Source organism: Streptococcus sp. 27098_8_74 (assembly GCF_041431705.1).
GTDB classification, from domain to species: Bacteria; Bacillota; Bacilli; order Lactobacillales; family Streptococcaceae; genus Streptococcus; species Streptococcus salivarius_E.
Window position 1 is genome coordinate 35,757 of the sequence record NZ_JAPVYF010000001.1, and the last position, 18,380, is coordinate 54,136.

General features: G+C 40.1%; 17 protein-coding genes and 1 tRNA gene. 13 read left to right on the forward strand and 5 right to left on the reverse strand.

Annotated features, from left to right (window positions below):
• The first annotated feature begins 22 nt into the window (after positions 1 to 22).
• The 3 genes from ccrZ to O3670_RS00205 all read left to right on the forward strand — a co-directional run bounded on the left by ccrZ (position 23) and on the right by O3670_RS00205 (position 1,609).
• A complete protein-coding gene (ccrZ, locus tag O3670_RS00195; protein ID WP_002884270.1) occupies positions 23 to 814 on the forward strand; it encodes a cell cycle regulator CcrZ in 792 nt (263 codons plus the stop codon).
• A 9-nt stretch (positions 815 to 823) separates the two neighbouring features.
• On the forward strand, positions 824 to 1,465 hold the full coding sequence (gene trmB / locus O3670_RS00200) for a tRNA (guanosine(46)-N7)-methyltransferase TrmB (protein WP_003096317.1): 642 nt from the start codon (positions 824 to 826) through the stop codon (positions 1,463 to 1,465).
• Between the two features lie 57 nt (positions 1,466 to 1,522).
• A tRNA-Ser gene (locus O3670_RS00205) sits at positions 1,523 to 1,609 on the forward strand.
• A 71-nt stretch (positions 1,610 to 1,680) separates the two neighbouring features.
• Here the strand turns inward: O3670_RS00205 and aao are convergent.
• On the reverse strand, positions 1,681 to 2,862 hold the full coding sequence (gene aao, locus O3670_RS00210; RefSeq protein WP_371595660.1) for an aminoacetone oxidase: 1,182 nt from the start codon (positions 2,860 to 2,862) through the stop codon (positions 1,681 to 1,683).
• Between the two features lie 112 nt (positions 2,863 to 2,974).
• Here aao and ilvD point away from each other — a divergent pair, with 112 nt between their 5' ends.
• Positions 2,975 to 4,693, forward strand: coding sequence for a dihydroxy-acid dehydratase (gene ilvD, locus O3670_RS00215; protein ID WP_142236628.1), 1,719 nt, complete (start codon positions 2,975 to 2,977; stop codon positions 4,691 to 4,693).
• Between the two features lie 157 nt (positions 4,694 to 4,850).
• Here the strand turns inward: ilvD and O3670_RS00220 are convergent, their stop codons facing one another.
• Positions 4,851 to 5,210: a metal-sulfur cluster assembly factor gene (locus tag O3670_RS00220; protein WP_037598415.1), complete on the reverse strand. Its 360-nt coding sequence runs from the start codon at positions 5,208 to 5,210 to the stop codon at positions 4,851 to 4,853.
• Positions 5,211 to 5,713: 503 nt separating this feature from the next.
• Between O3670_RS00220 and O3670_RS00225 the strand changes: the two genes are divergently transcribed.
• The 3 genes from O3670_RS00225 to O3670_RS00235 all read left to right on the forward strand — a co-directional run bounded on the left by O3670_RS00225 (position 5,714) and on the right by O3670_RS00235 (position 7,793).
• Positions 5,714 to 6,250, forward strand: a complete 537-nt coding sequence (locus O3670_RS00225; RefSeq protein WP_002884601.1) for a DUF536 domain-containing protein — start codon at positions 5,714 to 5,716, stop codon at positions 6,248 to 6,250.
• Positions 6,251 to 6,299: 49 nt separating this feature from the next.
• Positions 6,300 to 6,890 (forward strand): 3'-5' exonuclease, encoded by a 591-nt coding sequence (locus O3670_RS00230; RefSeq protein ID WP_049546042.1) that lies wholly within the window; start codon positions 6,300 to 6,302, stop codon positions 6,888 to 6,890.
• Positions 6,891 to 7,064: 174 nt separating this feature from the next.
• Positions 7,065 to 7,793: a MerR family transcriptional regulator gene (locus O3670_RS00235; RefSeq protein ID WP_004183250.1), complete on the forward strand. Its 729-nt coding sequence runs from the start codon at positions 7,065 to 7,067 to the stop codon at positions 7,791 to 7,793.
• 50 nt (positions 7,794 to 7,843) lie between these two features.
• Here O3670_RS00235 and O3670_RS00240 read toward each other — a convergent pair whose 3' ends face one another.
• Together O3670_RS00240 and O3670_RS00245 are read right to left on the reverse strand one after the other, a co-directional pair.
• Positions 7,844 to 10,486 carry an FtsX-like permease family protein gene (locus tag O3670_RS00240; RefSeq protein ID WP_371595661.1) on the reverse strand — a complete coding sequence of 881 codons (2,643 nt, stop codon included), beginning with the start codon at positions 10,484 to 10,486 and terminating at the stop codon, positions 7,844 to 7,846.
• Positions 10,487 to 10,500: 14 nt separating this feature from the next.
• The gene (locus O3670_RS00245) at positions 10,501 to 11,202 is read right to left on the reverse strand and encodes an ABC transporter ATP-binding protein (protein WP_002884692.1); all 702 of its coding nucleotides are present in this window, start codon (positions 11,200 to 11,202) and stop codon (positions 10,501 to 10,503) included.
• A 1,104-nt stretch (positions 11,203 to 12,306) separates the two neighbouring features.
• Between O3670_RS00245 and O3670_RS00250 the strand changes: the two genes are divergently transcribed.
• The gene (locus O3670_RS00250; protein WP_037599168.1) at positions 12,307 to 12,924 is read left to right on the forward strand and encodes a hypothetical protein; all 618 of its coding nucleotides are present in this window, start codon (positions 12,307 to 12,309) and stop codon (positions 12,922 to 12,924) included.
• Between the two features lie 118 nt (positions 12,925 to 13,042).
• Here O3670_RS00250 and O3670_RS00255 read toward each other — a convergent pair whose 3' ends face one another.
• Entirely contained in the window at positions 13,043 to 13,342 is a 300-nt protein-coding gene (locus O3670_RS00255; protein ID WP_021143723.1) for a YbaB/EbfC family nucleoid-associated protein, read from the reverse strand.
• Between the two features lie 311 nt (positions 13,343 to 13,653).
• Between O3670_RS00255 and O3670_RS00260 the strand changes: the two genes are divergently transcribed.
• From O3670_RS00260 to O3670_RS00280, 5 genes are all read left to right on the forward strand, one after another.
• A complete protein-coding gene (locus O3670_RS00260) occupies positions 13,654 to 14,163 on the forward strand; it encodes a hypothetical protein (RefSeq protein ID WP_175057746.1) in 510 nt (169 codons plus the stop codon).
• A gap of 34 nt (positions 14,164 to 14,197) precedes the next feature.
• Positions 14,198 to 14,704, forward strand: coding sequence for a hypothetical protein (locus O3670_RS00265; protein WP_081371112.1), 507 nt, complete (start codon positions 14,198 to 14,200; stop codon positions 14,702 to 14,704).
• A 23-nt stretch (positions 14,705 to 14,727) separates the two neighbouring features.
• Complete coding sequence (locus tag O3670_RS00270) at positions 14,728 to 15,237, forward strand: hypothetical protein (RefSeq protein WP_175057745.1); 510 nt, start codon at positions 14,728 to 14,730, stop codon at positions 15,235 to 15,237.
• Between the two features lie 164 nt (positions 15,238 to 15,401).
• Positions 15,402 to 17,750 (forward strand): cation-translocating P-type ATPase, encoded by a 2,349-nt coding sequence (locus O3670_RS00275; protein WP_073685975.1) that lies wholly within the window; start codon positions 15,402 to 15,404, stop codon positions 17,748 to 17,750.
• A 93-nt stretch (positions 17,751 to 17,843) separates the two neighbouring features.
• Complete coding sequence (locus tag O3670_RS00280) at positions 17,844 to 18,194, forward strand: PBECR3 domain-containing polyvalent protein (protein ID WP_073685966.1); 351 nt, start codon at positions 17,844 to 17,846, stop codon at positions 18,192 to 18,194.
• Positions 18,195 to 18,380: the final 186 nt, after the last annotated feature.

Consider the following 18,380-nt stretch of genomic DNA (forward strand, 5'->3'; position numbering starts at 1 on the left):
TAAAGAAAAAGGAGATGCCTAGGTGACATCAACAGATAAAGATTTGAGCCTGACTCCTCTCAAAGGAAATAGTGGTAAGGCCTATATGGGAACTTACCCAAACGGAGATCGCGTCTTTGTGAAGATGAATACAACACCAATCTTGGCAGCTCTTGCCAAGGAACAGATTGCACCCCAGCTCTTGTGGGCTAAGCGTCTGGGAAATGGTGATATGATGAGTGCACAGGAGTGGCTTGATGGTCGTATTTTGACCAAACATGACATGAACAGTAAACAGATTATTCAAATTCTTGGTAATTTGCACCGCTCTAAACACTTGGTTAATCAACTCTTGCAGTTGGATTATCATATTGAAAATCCTTTTGATCTTCTGCACGAGTGGGAGGAAAATGCCGCTTACCAATTGCGTGAGAATGGCTTCCTTCAAGACGTTGTTAGAGATTTGAAACGTCATCTTCCAGAGTTTCGTGCGGAAATTGCAACAATTGTTCACGGAGATGCTCGTCATAGTAACTTTGTCATCACAACCTCAGGATTGATTTATTTGGTTGATTGGGATTCTGTACGTCTAACAGATCGTATGTATGATGTGGCACAGATCCTTAGCCATTACATTCCATTGGCACATTGGCCACAGTGGTTGTCATACTATGGCTATAAGAACAATGACCTTGTGATGGACAAAATTTACTGGTATGGGCAGTTTTCATATTTGACACAGATTTCGAAATTCTTTGATAGTCGTGATATGGAACATGCCAACCGAGAAATTTATGAACTTCGTAAATTCAGAGAGACCTTGCACAGATATTAGAAAGTAGACATGCGAGTTAGAAAACGTAAAGGTGCAGAGGAACACCTAGCTAACCATCCTCAGTACGTTATCCTTGAGCCGGAGGCTGCTAAAGGTAAGTGGCATGAGCTTTTTGGTAATGACAATCCTATCCATATCGAGGTAGGATCTGGTAAGGGGGCCTTCATTACTGGTATGGCCCAACAAAACCCTGACATCAACTACATTGGTATTGATATTCAGCTGTCTGTATTGAGCTATGCCTTGGATAAGGTTTTGGCTTCGGGTGCTGAAAATGTCAAACTCTTGCGCGTGGATGGCTCAGCCTTGACCAATTATTTTGAAGATGGCGAAGTGGATATGATGTATTTGAATTTCTCAGATCCATGGCCTAAGAGTCGCCACGAGAAGCGTCGTTTGACTTACAAGACTTTCCTAGATACTTATAAGCAAATTTTGCCTGAAAATGGAGAGATTCACTTTAAGACAGACAACCGTGGACTTTTTGAATACAGTTTGGCGAGCTTTTCACAGTATGGAATGGTTCTCAACAAAGTTTGGTTGGACCTTCATGCCAGTGATTATGAAGGCAACGTCATGACTGAATACGAGCGTAAGTTCTCAGAAAAAGGTCAGGTCATCTATCGAGTAGAGGCCCAGTTTAAAGATTAACTCTTGAAAACTTGATTGAAATAATGATTAGCCATTAATAGGCTAATCGTTTGATGTGGAGAGGTCGCATAGAGGCCGAGTGCGCACGCTTGGAAAGCGTGTAGTCCTTAACGGGGCTCGGGGGTTCGAATCCCCTCCTCTCCTTTGAGAAATAGACAAAAAATCCCTTCTATGACAGAAGGGACCTTTTTGTTGTCGTTAATTGAAAAAGCTTCTTAGTCCCAAGGGCTCTGAATACCTGCAACCCAACCAGTACAGAGGGCGCTAGTGATATTAAAACCGCCGGTATGGGCATTGATGTCTAGGACCTCTCCTGCAAAGTGTAGGTGAGGGACTTTTTTACTTTCTAGGGTCTTGGGATTAATTTCCTTAAGGTCAACGCCACCTTTAGTCACAAAGGATTTGGCAAGTGACATTTTACCTGTGATTGGGATTTCCATATCCTTAAGCTGACTGATAATGTTTTCCAAGTCTTTGGGGTGCAGTTGTTTAACCTTGTTATCAGCCTTGTCTTCTGCTAGGAATTCAGCGACTCGCTCAGGCACAAGAGCTTTGAGGGTGTTTTTGACAGATTTCTCACGGTTTTCCTCAAAGTAAGCCTTGAGATTCTCTTGGCTTTGGTTGGGAAGAAAGTCAAGATGAGCAATCTCACCACCCTTGACAAAGCTGGAAAGACGTAGGGCAGCTGGTCCAGATAGGCCAAAATGGGTGAAAAGAAGGTCGTGGGTAATCTTGTGTTTGCCATAGGACAGAGTGACATCGTCAAGAGAAATTCCCTGTAAAGCCTTGTGGGGAAAGTCCGTTAGGAGTGGACTTTCCGCAGCTTCAAGCTCAGTGACATGGAGCTTAAAATGGCGGGCAATATCGTGTCCAAAGCCAGTTGAACCAGTCGATGGGTAAGATTTTCCTCCAGTTGTGACGATGAGTTTATCACTGGTAAAAGTCTGGTCTGAAGACTTAACTTGGAATTGCTCATTAACCTTTTTGACGGAGACAACCTCTGTATTGGTGAGGATGCTAGCTCCAAGTTCCCAAATCTTATTTTCCAGAGCTTGGATGATGGTCCGTGATTTATCTGTCCTAGGGAAGACACGCCCGTGATCCTCAACCTTGAGTTTGACACCATTGTCCTCGAAAAAAGCAATGATATCGTGGTTATCAAACTGTGAAAAGACGCTATAGAGGAAACGGCCATTACCTGGAATACCTGCTAGAAGATCGTCTAAAGTCCCGTTGTTAGTAACATTACAACGTCCACCACCAGTACCAGCTAGTTTCTTACCGAGACGTTTATTTTTTTCAATCAGAAGGGTTTGTTGGCCATAGAAGGCTGAGGCAATAGTCGCCATCATGCCAGCAGGACCCCCACCAATAACGATAGTATCAAAATGTTTCATGCCTTTATTTTAGCATAATTTAAAAAGGGAGAATAGTTTGTAAATGGTCAGTTTTTTTAGATAATTTATGTTAGAATAGGAGTAGAAGTTTAAATTAGAATAGTTATTAACTATGGAGGAAAATATCGTGTCTGAAAATAACATGAAACACCGTTCATCTGTCTACGATAGCATGGTTAAATCACCTAACCGTGCCATGCTTCGTGCGACTGGGATGACGGATGATAGTTTTGAAAAGCCTATTGTTGGGGTTATCTCAACTTGGGCTGAGAACACACCATGTAATATCCACTTGCACGGTTTTGGTCAAATTGCCAAAGAAGGTGTTAAAGAAGCGGGTGCTTGGCCAGTTCAATTTGGTACGATTACTGTTGCAGATGGTATTGCCATGGGGACACCAGGGATGCGTTTCTCATTGACATCTCGTGATATCATTGCCGACTCAATCGAAGCAGCTATGGGTGGTCACAATGTCGATGCCTTTGTTGCTATTGGTGGTTGTGATAAGAACATGCCTGGTTCTATGATTGCCATTGCTAACATGGATATTCCAGCGATTTTTGCCTATGGAGGTACCATTGCACCAGGTAACCTTAACGGCAAGGATATCGACTTGGTTTCTGTTTTCGAAGGTATCGGTAAATGGAACCACGGTGATATGACCGCAGAAGAGGTTAAAGATCTTGAATGTAATGCCTGCCCTGGCCCTGGTGGTTGTGGTGGTATGTATACTGCCAACACAATGGCGACAGCAATCGAAGTAATGGGGATGAGCCTTCCAGGATCATCATCTCACCCTGCAGAATCAGCTGAGAAGAAAGCAGATATCGAAGAAGCAGGTCGTGCAGTTGTTAAGATGCTTGAACTAGGTCTTAAGCCATCAGATATCTTGACACGTGAAGCCTTTGAAGATGCCATCACTGTCACAATGGCACTTGGTGGTTCAACAAATGCGACACTTCACTTGCTCGCTATTGCTCATGCAGCTAACGTTGATTTGACACTTGAAGATTTCAACGATTTCCAAGAGCGTGTGCCTCACTTGGCTGACTTGAAACCTTCTGGTCAATATGTCTTCCAAGATCTTTACAATGTTGGTGGTGTACCAGCCGTTATGAAATACCTTCTTAAGAATGGTTTCCTTCACGGTGATCGTATCACATGTACTGGTAAGACTGTTGCAGAAAACCTGGAGGCCTTCGATGATTTGACACCAGGTCAAAAAGTCATCATGCCGCTTGAAAATCCTAAACGTGCTGATGGTCCATTGATTATCTTGAAAGGTAACTTGGCTCCAGAAGGTGCGGTTGCCAAAGTATCAGGGGTTAAAGTTCGTAACATCACTGGTCCCGCTAAAGTATTTGACTCAGAAGAAGATGCCATCGAAGCAGTTCTTTCTGATGAAATCGTTGATGGCGACGTAGTTGTTGTACGTTTTGTAGGTCCTAAGGGTGGTCCTGGTATGCCAGAAATGTTGTCATTGTCTTCAATGATTGTTGGTAAAGGTCAAGGGGACAAGGTTGCCCTCTTGACAGATGGACGTTTCTCAGGTGGTACTTACGGACTCGTTGTTGGTCACATTGCTCCTGAAGCTCAGGTTGGTGGACCTATTGCCTACCTCCGTACAGGTGATATGGTTACAGTTGACCAAGATACCAAAGAAATTACGATGCACGTTTCAGACGAAGAGTTGGCGAAACGTAAAGCGGAAACTGAGTTGCCACCACTTTATAGCCGTGGTGTCCTCGGTAAATATGCTCACATCGTTTCTTCAGCGTCACGTGGTGCCGTTACCGACTTCTGGAACATGGATAAATCAGGTAAAGCTTAATGATATGATATAAAACAAAATCACACCGGACATTTGTTCGATGTGATTTTTTGATATTAAATCCTGAGACAGTTGTTGGCAGTATGATGACAAGTAATGGTTTGTCTGTTGTTACTCTAGTAAAAAACCGGTTGGAAATGTCCAATCGGTTTTCCTTTTATTTTCCGCCTCGAGGTGAGATGCCAAGAGCGATACGTCCATAACGGCTGATGCGTGTCATCTTCCAGACTGGTGAATAAGTGGTTTCCACCTTGACAGAGTTAATACCGTCAATGGATTTTAGCTTTTCAGCGATTTCATAAGGCATAGTCTCTTCACAGCCACAACCAGTATCAGTAAAGGTCATAAGGAAGTAGCAGTGGCCATTTTCATCGACAGTGATTTCATAAATCAAACCAAGGTTATAAATGTCTAGCTCAATCTCAGGATCGAATACAGTGGTCATTTGTTCGACGATTGGCTCTAAGAAGGGCTGGGCCAAATCATTGACCTTAATATCATCACGGAAGTTTTTCATAGGACTCATTCTTTCTATTTTGCTTTTGTTTATTATGGCATAATTTAGGGCTTTTTTCAATCTCGGATGGTAATATGAGGCTTTAGTAAGCGAGTAAAGTAACGATAAAAAAACTCCAACAGTCAAACCGTTGAAGATAATGTGATTTATGCTTCAATATCAAGTCGTTTTGCAACCAAGGTTGCTCGAATACCATCAAAAATTGGAGCAAGAATGAAAATCCCAAACCTTGTGGAATTGTTCCCACCATTCCTAGATACAACAGATCTGATACCGACCAAACCCAATTTGGAAGTACCGATTGTTTAAGTCAAAGACTTTCCTTCTATATACATTTATACCCACACATAGTTTACCAAAAGCTTAGCTTCCTATCAAGTAAATTGTTTGAAGAGTGAAAGGAAAAAAGTCCTTCAGGTATCCAGAATAACTAGTCAAATTGACAGAAAGGAGTGATTGTGATATTCTCATAGTAAGACATTTCAAGAGAAAATGAGGCTATTATGAGTATTGAAAAGACAGTCAGCGAGATTGCTGAAATCCTTGGTGTTAGTCGTCAAGCAGTCAATAATCGTGTCAAACAACTTCCAGAAGAAGATCTAGAAAAAAATGCTAAAGGGGTTACTGTCGTTAAACGCAGTGGCTTAATTAAGTTGGAGGAAATTTACAAGAAAACCATCTTTGACGATGAGCCAATCGATGAAGAAACAAAACAACGTGAGTTGTTGGAGATTCTTGTAGACGAGAAAAACTCTGAGATTGCCCGTCTCTATGCTCAGTTGAAAGCTAAGGACGAGCAGTTGTCTAACATGGATGACCAATTGCGTGTTAAAGACGTTCAAATTGCCGAAAAGGACAAGCAAATTGATCAACAGCAGCAATTGACCTTGACTGCTATGAAGGACAAGGAAGAGCTTAAACTGGAACTTGATGAGGCTAAGGTTGAGGTTGACGAAGCCAAGGCCCAAGTGGAAGAAATCCAGACCAAACAAGAAGAAGCTTCTAAAAAAGGTTTCTTTGGACGTCTATTTGGAAAATAAAAAAGAAGCTGGGACTCAGTCTCAGCTTTAACTATTGTAGGAGATTAAAATGGAAAATTTAGAAACTTATATTGCCTTTGATTTGGAGTTTAACACGGTGGATGGTATTAGCCATATTATCCAAGTATCGGCTGTTAAGCTGAATCAGCATGAGGAAGTGGGCCAGTTTGATTCTTTCGTCTATTCGGATGTTCCTTTGCAATCCTTTATCAATGGTTTGACTGGAATTACAGCGGATAAGATTGCCAAGGCACCAAAGCTAGAGTCTGTTTTAGCGGATTTTAAATCATTTGTTGGTGACACTCCACTTATTGGCTACAATGCTCTTAAATCAGATTTGCCTATTCTAGCTGAAAATGGTTTAGACTTGGAAGAGCAATATGCTTTAGATGTTTTCGATGAGGCCTTTGACCGTCGTGCTTCTGATTTGAACGGTATTGTTAACCTCAAGTTGACTAGCGTGGCAGATTTCTTTGGAATCAAGGGACACGGTCATAACAGCTTGGAGGATGCTCGTATGACCGCACAGATTTACGAGAAGTTTCTCGAATTAGATGAGAATGCCAAACTTTTGAAGCAACAGGAAGAAGTCAGTAACAATCCTTTTGCTGCCTTAGGTTTGGGTGGCCTTTTCGACTAGGGCTTTACAGAAGCTGTAAAGGCTGTAAAGAGTGATAGCTAACTTTTTCTGTAAGAAAAGAAAATCCTCTAGGGTTAGGGCTTGCATATTACCTTACGTTATAAGGTGGAATCTAGGTATCAAAGGTGGTGAAAGACCTCCTTTGATAGAAAATCTTAAAAGGAGGTGACTGAGATGTCGCAGTTTTCAACAGGAGAGTTGGCTAAAGCAGCAGAAGTGTCTGTTAGGACTGTCCAGTACTATGATCAACGAGGGATCTTGACGCCATCTGAAGTCACAGAGGGTGGTCGGAGAATCTATCACGAATCAGACTTGGAACGACTGCAAGTCATTTGTTTCTTAAGAGATTTGGATTTCTCAATCAAACAAATCCAAAAACTCTTGCAAGAGGAGAATAGGGAACAGGTTTTAGAGCTGTTGTTGACAGACCAAATCGAAAGCTTGGAAAAGTCTTCAGAGGAAATAGAGGTCAGACTAAAACGTGCCCGTCACTTGCAAAAAGCCACTGCTAAGCGGCGTCAACTTTCGTTGGAAGATTTGTCAGACATTTCACGTCTTATGGAAAATCAAAAATCATGGCGTCATTTGCAGTTGAGAATGTATGGGAGTGTCATTCTAACCTCCCTTCTTTATCTGCTAGGCCTACTGGTTGTCTTTTATTATTTTAAGGATCCCAGAGGTTTGTTTATTGTCTGTCCGACATTTTTAATAGCCATAAATCTATTGGTATATCATTATAGAAAGCAGGTCGAATACCTCTGTCCTAATTGTCATAGGACCTTTGATCCTAGTTTTAAAGAGTTTGCCATTTCTGGACATACACCTAGGACTCGTAAACTGACTTGTCCTCATTGTCATGTGAAGACCTACTGTCTAGAGTTGGCTAAGACTAAAACAAAATAGGTTATCGAACATAAAAAACGCTTGAGAATTACTTCTCAGGCGTTTTTAGCTTATTCAACTGAGCTTAGAGCTTCAAGCATATTTAGTTTGGCAAGACGTTTGTTGACGACGAAGCCAAGGATAATAAGGATTATGCCGATAAGGACAGCTGGTAAAAGGTAGGTAGCCAATCCGAGAGATGGATCAAACATGATACGATCTGGCGGAATGATGCTTACCATATAATGGTGAAGTGCCTGTCCAAGACCGAACCCTACGAAGATACCGATGATAGACAGGTAAATAGTTTCACGATAGATGTAGAGGGATACTTCATTATTGTAGAAACCAAGAACCTTAACGGTTGAAAGTTCGTGGATACGTTCTGAAACGTTGATGTTAGTTAGGTTATAGAGAACAACCACAGCAAGGAGAATGGAAACCGTTATCAAAATACCAATAACCTGTGTCAATGAATTGACCATAGTGCTAATTTGCAGTTTAAGGTTGTTGTTTTGAACAACACCGTAAACATTTGGCAAGTTGATGAATTTGGCTGCCATATTTTCAACATTTTGCTTAGTTGGTTCAGCGAGAGTAACAAGGTTGGCATTATTCACTGAAGGTGTCCCAAAAGCTTTTTGGTAGTAGCTAGCATTCATAAAGAGGAAATGCCCCATGTACATTTCAGTGATACCAGCTATCTTAATCTTGACAGATTCATCCTGACTGTTTTGCACAGTAATGGTATCTCCGACCTTGAGGTTTAGAAGTTTTGCCATTTTTTCAGAGATAATTGCTCCGTCATTAGATAGCTTGAGAGTCTTATTGCGGTCTCGGTCATGTAAGCTAACGTAACTGTCAATGAGTTTTTCGTCACGGTCGTTAAAGACAAGAGTTGAGATTTCTTGGGTGTCCTTATTGGTACCGGCAATTTTTTGCAAGGTTTCAAAATGGACATTCAAGTATTCTTTGACGTCTTTGCTATCGAGGAGTTTAGTGAGTTCCTCATCCAGAGCACTTGACGCATTTGGTTGCTTGGCAACAATCATATCATAGTGAATGATGTCTTCAAACTGTTGCTGGTTAAGGTTAGATACAGAAGATCGAATTCCTAAACCTGCGAAGAGCAGTGCAATAGAACCTGCGACACCAAAGAGGGTCATAAACATCCGTTGCTTATAGCGGAAAATATTACGCATGGTAACTTTTTCCGTAAAGCTGAGACGTTTCCAAAGCGGTGTGATGCGCTCTAGGACAATCTTAGCTCCTGCTCGAGGTGGTTTTGGAAGGAGGAGTTGGGAAGGCTTTTCCCAGAGCTCTTTTTTGGCAACCACAAAGGCAGGTAGCACAGCAGATAAGAGACCTAAAAGGAAGGCCACAAGGGTAAGTCCTAAGTAGAAGTGCAATTCAAAAGCAGGAAGCTGCAAATCGCTCTTATAAGTGTTGTGAATTAGAATCGGAAGTAGTGTATGACCGGTAATAACACCTGCGGTTGTACCAGTAATACTCGTTATCAAACCATAAATGACGAATTTATGGATAATTCGCGAATTACTGTAGCCTAGGGCGTTGAAAATACCAGCCTTACCACGCTCTTCTTCAACAAAGCGTCCCATGGTTACAAAGGTAACCAAAGCTGCCATAAAGTAGAGGGCGACAGGGAAGATGTTACTCACATCGTGAATGATGTTAATATTACTTTCATAAGCAACATATCCCTCAGAACCCGGAATCTCTCGACGAGAGTAGAATTGATAGCTAGGCGCTGGTAAATTATCGACCATTGCTTGACTTTCTTCGAGTTCTTTTTGCTTGGCTTCAATCTTGTTAGTAGCTTCTTTGACATTAGCAGCTTCAGCAGCGTTGCTTGTAGCCATTTGCTGGGTCTGTGCGAGGGCTGTTTCAAGTTCTTGTTTAGCTTGAGTAATTTGAGCTTGAGACTGAGACTTGATCTCAGTTAGGCGTTTCTCAGGTTCATCTTTAAAGAGTTTCTTGAGTTCAGCCTTTCGTTCAGAAATCTTATTTGCGTATTCTTCACTAAAAGGACTAACATTTTCCAAATCCTTGTAGCGGATGCGGGCAATCATGTAATCGTTAGAGGTGAAGTCCGTCTCTGGAACAATGGCGTAGCCATCTAGTTTCCCCGTACCAGCGCTGGCATTACCAAGACGGTTCCTAGAGAGAAGTTCAGAGGAATTAACAAAACCAGTAATGGTATATGTTTGTTCCTTTAACTGTTTTTGCCCTGAGCTATCTACTGGCTCAGAAAAGTTAATCTTATCTCCAACGCTATATTCTTCTTTATAAGTTGAGGAAAGAGCGATTTCCCCGTCCTTGGTAGGAAGTTTCCCCTCAATAAGGTCGTAAGTGGAGATTTTCTTAGGTTTAGAGAAGATACGAAATGCCGTATTCGTCCCCTTGACGACAGCATCTTTGAAATAACCATACTCGATGTCTACATTCTTCTTTTTTATTGTATTGAGAAGGTCCTGATCGGTTTGGTTGATACTGTAAGTACTGATTAAGCTCAAGTCAGCTGTTTGATGCGTCTTGAAGAAGTGTTCCCCAGTTTTCTTCATATTAGGAGAAGTTACTTTAAGACCAATCAAGGCAAAGGATCCCAGTGCCATAAGTAAGGCAATAGAGAGCATACGCCCTTTAGAAGCTACAAAGGTTCGCCAAACATCTTTCCAATAAGTTGTTTTTTTCATGACGTTGCTCCTTTCTAGTATTCCAAGTCCTCGATTTTTTGTGGATTAGGATTAAGTTCCACACTCTTAATCTTGGCATCGTGCATTCGAATGACACGATCGGCAATTGGAGCTAGAGAAGCATTATGGGTAACGATAATAACAGTTGTTCCCTGTTTGCGAGCCATTTCTTGAAGGAGGGTCAGGATTTGTTTCCCTGTTTGATAATCCAGAGCCCCTGTTGGTTCATCACAAAGAAGAATCTTTGGATTTTTGGCAACGGCGCGTGCAATAGCGACACGTTGTTGCTCCCCACCAGATAGTTGTGATGGGAAGTTGTCTAAGCGGTCTCCCAAACCGACTTCGACTAGTGTTTGAGTAGCATCTTTAGCGTTTGGAACGATTTCAGATGCTAGTTCGACGTTTTCTCTGGCCGTAAGGTTAGAAACTAAGTTGTAAAATTGGAACACAAAGCCAACGTCCTCACGACGATAGGTTGTAAGTTCTTTGGCTGTGTATTCAGAGATATCCTTACCATCAATAATGACGCGGCCTTCGTCATTGGTGTCCATACCACCCAAGATGTTAAGAACGGTTGATTTCCCAGCGCCAGAGGCACCAAGAATAACGACAAGCTCCCCTTTTTCGATATCAAAGCTTACGTCGTTGTTTGCGATAATTTCCAGATCACCGGTTTTATAGCGTTTATAGCTATGCTTCATTTGAATATAAGCCATGAATTTCCCTTTCATACGAAAATAATGATGCTGATAATTACCTATCTTTCCGTACTCTATTGTAACGGATTTTCCTTGGAATATCTAGGTTTTGAGGCAAAAAAAGGTTTAAAAGTGGAGTAGCTCTTCTTACATGTGACAGAAATGTGGACGAAGCGCTTACATATGAGAAAATACTATTTCAAATGAGCTTTGAGTAAGGTGAAGATTTGGTGAAATAGTTATAAAGTTAGGTTATTTTTAGTCTTTTACGGAGTGGATATACTATTTTTTTCAATTTCCATAATTATCGGAGAGTTTAGGTCGGTAAATACTTCATCATAGGGGGTGCCAAAGGAGATCTAGTTTTCCGTCAAAGTTGATGATAGATAAAGAGTTTTTTCATAGTTTCTAGCAATGACGTATCCAGAATACGGACATTTTTTTTGAATTTGGAGGATAGATTTTCTATATGGGGAAAGTTATTTATGGGGAAATAGAGGGCTTTTCGTAATGATTTTTTGTGTGTTAGTTATTTTTAAAGAAGTTGTAAACACCTTAAAAATATATATCTAAATGAGAGATGTGCATCTTTAAGATTAGTTGTTTATTATGGGGTGTTCCATAAAGTTACCCTTAAATCCTTTTGTTGTGGTATTTTTTGACTAATAGAGAAATTCTAGTTCCTAATCTTATTTTAGGATATTTAGAATTCGACTTCCTGTCTCAAGAATTCTTTTTTATAGTTACATTTAAAGTGTTTTGACAAAATTTTCTTATCCGATAAAATTTTTTTGGAGATAAGTCAGCAAAAGTGCTTTCTGAAGAATCTGTCTAAAAAACAACTATTATTTCCCTAAGTACTACTTAAAGAAATTACCATTTGCATAGCGTTAAAAAGCTAATCTGATAATAGATTAGCATCAATTTTAAGACATGAAGTTGTCATTTATTTAAAATGCTTAAAAATTAAAGAAACGCTTGAAATCAAGGGGGCTGCATGCTAAGATTGTTATCTGGGTGAAGGGTTGGTCAAACAGCTCAACCAATCTTTTACCTCCTACAGCAGTAAATAGGACGCCTTGTTAGCCAGTTAGAGCTAACCAAATAAATAGTGAGGGATTTATGATTAAGAACAAAGATAATGGTTTTATCGGCAAAGCAATAATCAGCTTGATTGCTACTTTGGGGACTCTGGCTCTGTTTATGGGTACCAGTGGGGCCTCGGCTGACGTCAAAGAAACTCCTAAACTTGATTTAGATGCCAATATGACTAAGGTTCAAACCGTTAGTGATGAGGACTTGAAGAATCATGATGGACAAGCTCAGGATACGAAGAAGCAAGAAACACCTGGACAAAAACAGCCAGAAACTGAAGAATCTAAGACTACAGATGAGGAAACTCCTGACTACATCGTTATCACCGAGGTAGTGGATTCGTCGGAGCATAAGCAGGACTCTAATCAAGTGGTTGATGGAGTAGCTCAAACGCTTGACCCAGACTTGTTGAATGAGATTTTAGCTCAAACTAGCGAGGTTGGAGAATACCAGATTTATGTCAAGAATGATGATGAACTATTGATCTCAGGGCCTGTACCTTCCCAAACAGCGAATGAGGATGTGAATTACCCTACTTTAGAAAGTTCATTGGATTCAGCAAGTATTTACTTAGGTCAAAAGAATCGTTATAAATTGGCAAACGAAGAAGACGCACAGTCAGGTCTTGCCTTGGTTGAAGAATAAAATTTTTATATGACTAACACAAAAAGACTTGGACTTCTTGTCCAAGTCTTTTGTATGTTATGACTGAGTTGCTAGATGAGTATATAGAAAAAGGAACCGCGAGATTCCTTTTCATTTTTTAGAATGGCAATTTACCTGCAAAGGCACCCATTGATTTTTTAGTCGCTTCGTCAATTTGTTCAAGAGCATTGTTAAGTGCTTGAACAGTCATATCTTGGAGTGTTTCCACATCATCAGGATCTACGACAGCATCAGCGAAAGTGATGTTAACTACTTTTTTGTCACCAGTTAATTCAGCAACGACCAAGTCTTGGGCTGATTTTCCAGTGAAAGTTGTAGCAGCCAATTCAGCTTGACTTTTTTCCATTTGTTTCTGAAGCTTTTGAGCTTGCTTCATCATGTTTTGCATGTTCATCATAATATTTTCTAGATTCCTTTCATATCAAGGGTTTAGCCCCTGTTTCTTAAATTTTACTGCCCACTTCTGCCCAGAAATAAGTAGTATAAAAATCTTAACTATTATACCATGTTTAGCTTGATTAACAAAGTGAGGAGAAGTATTGGAGGAATTTGTTAAGACTTGATTTTTTCTTGTTCATAAAAATGTTAGATCAGTTACAAAGCCACGAATCCTTAAATTATGAGACTTGTTAAAAATAGTGTACAATGGTTTGTTGTTAATCCGATCAAGAAATTGTTTGGTCGTAGAAAAAGAAAGAGAAGATGACAATGCAAAAAAGAAATATTTTAGCGATTTTTATAGGACTATTTTTAGGGTTGGTTACAGTCATGGGAATGAGCCTATTTACCTTTATTAATTTAAAATTTAACTCTGTTTATTATGCTCAGCATATTCCTCATAAGGAAGGGACAGATCCGGATGTCATTATGCTGATGGAGAATATGGGTTGGGCCTATACACCGGAAATAGAAGGTATTAGCTATGATGATGATGGAATGTACGCTATAACTAGAGAAAAAGGAACGAAAACGTCTATATTAGGTCTTTCAGGTGATACTCTATATTTTAGTTCGGCATCGGGTGATGGCTATCTTTTAAATCATGATTTTTCTATCCAAACTGCTCTTGACAAACGTTATCATACTATTAAATATAATCAACGAAAAGTTCAAAAAGAAATTAGAGAGAGCGTTCAACCTGTGATTGATGTTCAACCAAAACCCTTCATCAATCTTCAATGGTTGTTTAATTTAATTTATCAAAGTAGGTTTAATTAAAGTTTGGTCGTAGAAGAGGAAGGAGAAGATGACAATGAAAATAAGCAATATTTTAGGGATTTTTGTAGGATTATTTATAGGGTTGGTTACAGTCTTAGGAATGAGCCTATTTATCTTTATTAATTTAAAATCTAACTCTGTTTATTATGCTCAGCATATCCCTCATAAGAAGGGGACAGAGCCGGATCTCGTTATGTTGATAGAGAATATGGACTGGATTTATACTCCTAAAATTGACAATATTAGATATGATGATGACGGAGCAAACGCTATTATAAATACTAAAAGTAAATCTTCTCTAACAAAATCCTTAGGATACTTTTTATATGATAAGGATAATATGACTATCGGTTTTGACAGTACGTTTAGATTTGATCACGTCAGTTATTTTTCAGAAGAAGCAAAAAGAATTCAAGTTAATGAATCGAAAATTAAACAAGAGATTAGGGAAGATTTTTCCCCAATTATGAAGGTTCAAACAAAACCCTTTATCAATCTTCAATGGTTGTTTAATTTAATTTATCAAAGTAGGTTTAATTAGAGAAAAAGAAAGAGAAGATGACAATGAAAAAAAGCAATATTTTAGGGATTTTTGTAGGACTATTTATAGGGCTGGTTACAATTTTAGGAATGAGCCTATTTAGTTTTTTTAATTTAAAATACCACTCTGTTTATTATGCTCAGCATATTCCTCATAAGGAGGGGACAGAGCCGGATATTGTTATGCTGATGGAGAATAATGGCTGGATTTATACACCGGAAATAGATGGTATTAGCTATGATGAGGACGGGACGTACGCTATAACTAGAGAAAAAGGAACAGAATCGTCTGTATTAGGTTTTTCAGATGGTACTCTAGTCTTTTACCCGGACTCAGGTGAAAGTTATATTTTTAATCGTAATTTTACTCTCCAACATGCTTTTGATGAACATTATCACAATATTAAGTATAATCAACGAAAAGTCCTAAAAGAAATTAGAGAGACCGTTCAACCTGTGATTGATGCTCAACCAAAACCCTTTATCAATCTTCAATGGTTGTTTAATTTAGTTTACCAAAGTAGATTTAATTAGAGAAAAGGATAGCATAGAAGTGTTTTGTAGAGACTTCTGCCTTTGCTATTTGAAAGTAGCTTAATTTGATAGAAAAAGGTGGGGATAGTGATTCGATATAGTAGGTCTATTTCCTTGCTATTCATGACGGCTAACCTTTGAAAACACCTCATTTTTATGCTACTATGAAAGTTATGAAAAAACAGTTACAAGGCTTGACGCAGGTGGAGGTCAAGCGGCGGATAGATGCCGGTAAAACAAATCATTTTAAAGCAAAAACTGGCTCCAGCAATTGGGAGATTTTTAGGCGTAATGTCTTTAACTCCTTTAATGTGCTCAATTTTGCAATCTTTGTGGCCTTGATTGCTGTTCAGGCTTGGTCTAATCTTTTTTTCTTTGGGATTATTGTGCTTAATGCCTTTACGGGGATGATGACGGAGTTGCGTGCCCGTCGCATGATTGATAAGCTCAATCTCATGAATAAGGATCAGATTCGTGTGGTGCGTGATGGACAGCTTGTTTCTATTGATCCTAAGGATATTGTCTTGGATGATGTCATGCTCTTGTCTGCGGGTGAGCAGGTTCCTAGTGATGCCGTGGTTGTTGATGGGATAGCCGAGCTTAACGAGGCCATGCTGACTGGTGAGAGTGATCACATTCTAAAGAAAGATGGGAAGGAGTTGCTCTCCGGTTCTTATCTTGTGAGTGGTCAGGTCTATGCCAGAGTCATTCATGTAGCCGAGGACAATTACGCTAACAAGCTTATGCTAGAGGCCAAGAATCATAAGCCAATCGTGTCCCGTATTCTTTATAATATGGACAAGATTGCTAAGTTTACGGGAAAGATTGTCATACCGTTTGGGCTTGCGCTCTTTTTTGAGGCTTACTTGATTAAACAGCTCTCCCTTCAAGAGTCGGTAGTTACCAGTTCGACAGCCCTTCTGGGAATGTTGCCTAAGGGAATTGCCCTTTTGACTATTACATCACTTTTGACGGCTGTCATTAAACTTGGGATGAAACATATCTTGGTGCAAGAGATGTACTCTGTTGAAACCTTGGCCCGTGTAGACGTGCTTTGTTTAGATAAGACAGGGACGATTACACAAGGAAAGATGACAGTTAAAGGTCTGGAACTACTGTCAGAGCGTTTTACGAAAGAGGAGTTGGAGCGTTTGCTTGCAGCTTATATGCAACATAGCAAGGATAAAAATGCAACAGCTCAGGCTATTCGAAATGCTTATGAGGGTCTGGAACATCATTATCAGGTAGGTGACGTTATTCCATTTTCAAGCGATCGTAAATGGGGTGCTGTGAGCGTTAATGGGCTTGGAACTCTCTTTTTGGGAGCACCTGAGATGCTTCTTAAGGAAAATCCCAAGGCAGTCGATCAGGCTCAGGCACGAGGGTCTCGTGTTTTGATTTTGGCTTGGAGTCAGTCTGGTGTTGATACAGAGACCATGATTTTGCCGAATGACGTCGAGGCTTTGACTTTACTTGAAATTGCCGATCCTATTCGTGAGGATGCTGCAGAAACTCTGGAATACCTGCGTTCAGAAGATGTGACGCTTAAGATTATTTCTGGTGACAATCCAGTGACGGTGTCTCATATTGCTCATCAAGCTGGTTTTGCCGACTATCAAAGCTATATTGACTGTTCTAAGGTCAGCGATGAGGAGTTAGAGGCTTTGGTTGAGGATACTGCGATTTTTGGTCGTGTATCTCCGCACCAGAAAAAGTTGTTAATCCAAACCCTTAATGCCAATGGGCATACGACAGCTATGACTGGTGATGGTGTCAATGATATCTTGGCACTGCGTGAAGCGGATTGTTCGATTGTTATGGCAGAGGGAGATCCTGCAACACGTCAGATTGCCAACTTGGTGCTTATGGATTCTGAGTTTAAGGACATTCCTGAAATTCTATTTGAGGGACGCCGTGTGGTTAATAATATTGCCCACATTGCACCGATTTTCCTCATTAAAACTGTTTATTCCTTCCTTTTGGGGCTTATCTGTATTGCCAGTATTGTTTTTGGTAAGGCAGAGTACCTCTTGGTCTTTCCTTTTATTCAAGTTCAGATGACTTTGGCGGGTCAATTTATCGAAGGTTTTCCACCGTTTATTTTAACCTTCGAACGTAATATTCGTCCTGTTGAGAAACATTTCCTCAGACGTTCGCTCCAGTTGTCTATTCCTAATGCCTTGATGTTGGTTATCAGTGTTCTTATTTTTCATCTGTCTCAGGTCTATCTTGGCATGAGCAATACGGATATGCTGACGCTGTCTTACTATATGATGGGATCAACGGGTGTCCTTGCCGTTATTCGTGCTTGTATTCCGTTGAATAAGGGGCGTGTGGCCTTGATTATCTACTCAGTCTTTGGCTTCTTGATTAGCTCTTACTATCTTCGAGATGTGATTGAGATTTCGACACTTAATAGCTATACCTTACCAATCTATCTGGTCGCAATGGCTATCTGTACACCACTTTTCTTCTGGATTAGCTATAAACAAGGTGCTTTCCAAAAAGCATAAAGCAAAACTCGAGCTTGGTAACAGGCTTGAGTTTTTTGATAGCTGAACAGTAGGAAAAGCCTTGATGTGTATGAGGTGTGGTACAATAGAAGCATGAAAATAGTAGGTCACTTGACGCCAAAAGTCATTAAAACTTTTGATTTGGACTACAAGCCTGGTGAAGAAATCACGCTGTCTGCACAACGTAAGAAGCATATGGAAAAACATCGCCAGGAATTCAGTGATTTTGATGCTACCTATGAACGGATTCCAGAGATTATTGCTCATCCGGACTATATTGGGCACCATCCTAATGGCCAGTCCTTGGAATACATCAAACGTATTGATGGTAATGTTTTGGTAGCGGTCAGATTATGTGATAAACTTAATGTCCGTACCATGTTTGTGATTAAAGATTCTAAGCTGAAAAACTATCTAAATGCTGGTAGAGCTAAGAAAATGTGATATAATATAATTAAGAAGTAACAACGAGGGCGGAAGAGGCAGCCGCCGCACCTTCGGGTCTGAAAGAGATGCAGGACTGTCACCCTGCCGTTGTTTATCAAACCAAGAAGTCCCTTTCGGGGGCTTTTTTGTATAGTAAAGATATTGATTCTTACAAAAATACCAAAAGTGTATTGATAAAAACAA

What these genes read in the sequence shown, in the direction of transcription:
- O3670_RS00235 (WP_004183250.1), top strand. Translation starts at nt 7,065, where the DNA reads ATGTCGCAGTTTTCAACAGGAGAGTTGGCTAAAGCAGCAGAAGTGTCT.
- O3670_RS00270 (WP_175057745.1), top strand. Translation starts at nt 14,728, where the DNA reads ATGAAAAAAAGCAATATTTTAGGGATTTTTGTAGGACTATTTATAGGG.
- O3670_RS00265 (WP_081371112.1), top strand. Translation starts at nt 14,198, where the DNA reads ATGAAAATAAGCAATATTTTAGGGATTTTTGTAGGATTATTTATAGGG.
- O3670_RS00280 (WP_073685966.1), top strand. Translation starts at nt 17,844, where the DNA reads ATGAAAATAGTAGGTCACTTGACGCCAAAAGTCATTAAAACTTTTGAT.
- O3670_RS00240 (WP_371595661.1), bottom strand. Translation starts at nt 10,486, where the DNA reads ATGAAAAAAACAACTTATTGGAAAGATGTTTGGCGAACCTTTGTAGCT.
- O3670_RS00245 (WP_002884692.1), bottom strand. Translation starts at nt 11,202, where the DNA reads ATGGCTTATATTCAAATGAAGCATAGCTATAAACGCTATAAAACCGGT.
- O3670_RS00225 (WP_002884601.1), top strand. Translation starts at nt 5,714, where the DNA reads ATGAGTATTGAAAAGACAGTCAGCGAGATTGCTGAAATCCTTGGTGTT.
- O3670_RS00230 (WP_049546042.1), top strand. Translation starts at nt 6,300, where the DNA reads ATGGAAAATTTAGAAACTTATATTGCCTTTGATTTGGAGTTTAACACG.
- O3670_RS00250 (WP_037599168.1), top strand. Translation starts at nt 12,307, where the DNA reads ATGATTAAGAACAAAGATAATGGTTTTATCGGCAAAGCAATAATCAGC.
- O3670_RS00260 (WP_175057746.1), top strand. Translation starts at nt 13,654, where the DNA reads ATGCAAAAAAGAAATATTTTAGCGATTTTTATAGGACTATTTTTAGGG.
- O3670_RS00275 (WP_073685975.1), top strand. Translation starts at nt 15,402, where the DNA reads ATGAAAGTTATGAAAAAACAGTTACAAGGCTTGACGCAGGTGGAGGTC.
- ilvD (WP_142236628.1), top strand. Translation starts at nt 2,975, where the DNA reads ATGGAGGAAAATATCGTGTCTGAAAATAACATGAAACACCGTTCATCT.
- aao (WP_371595660.1), bottom strand. Translation starts at nt 2,862, where the DNA reads ATGAAACATTTTGATACTATCGTTATTGGTGGGGGTCCTGCTGGCATG.
- trmB (WP_003096317.1), top strand. Translation starts at nt 824, where the DNA reads ATGCGAGTTAGAAAACGTAAAGGTGCAGAGGAACACCTAGCTAACCAT.
- O3670_RS00220 (WP_037598415.1), bottom strand. Translation starts at nt 5,210, where the DNA reads ATGAAAAACTTCCGTGATGATATTAAGGTCAATGATTTGGCCCAGCCC.
- O3670_RS00255 (WP_021143723.1), bottom strand. Translation starts at nt 13,342, where the DNA reads ATGATGAACATGCAAAACATGATGAAGCAAGCTCAAAAGCTTCAGAAA.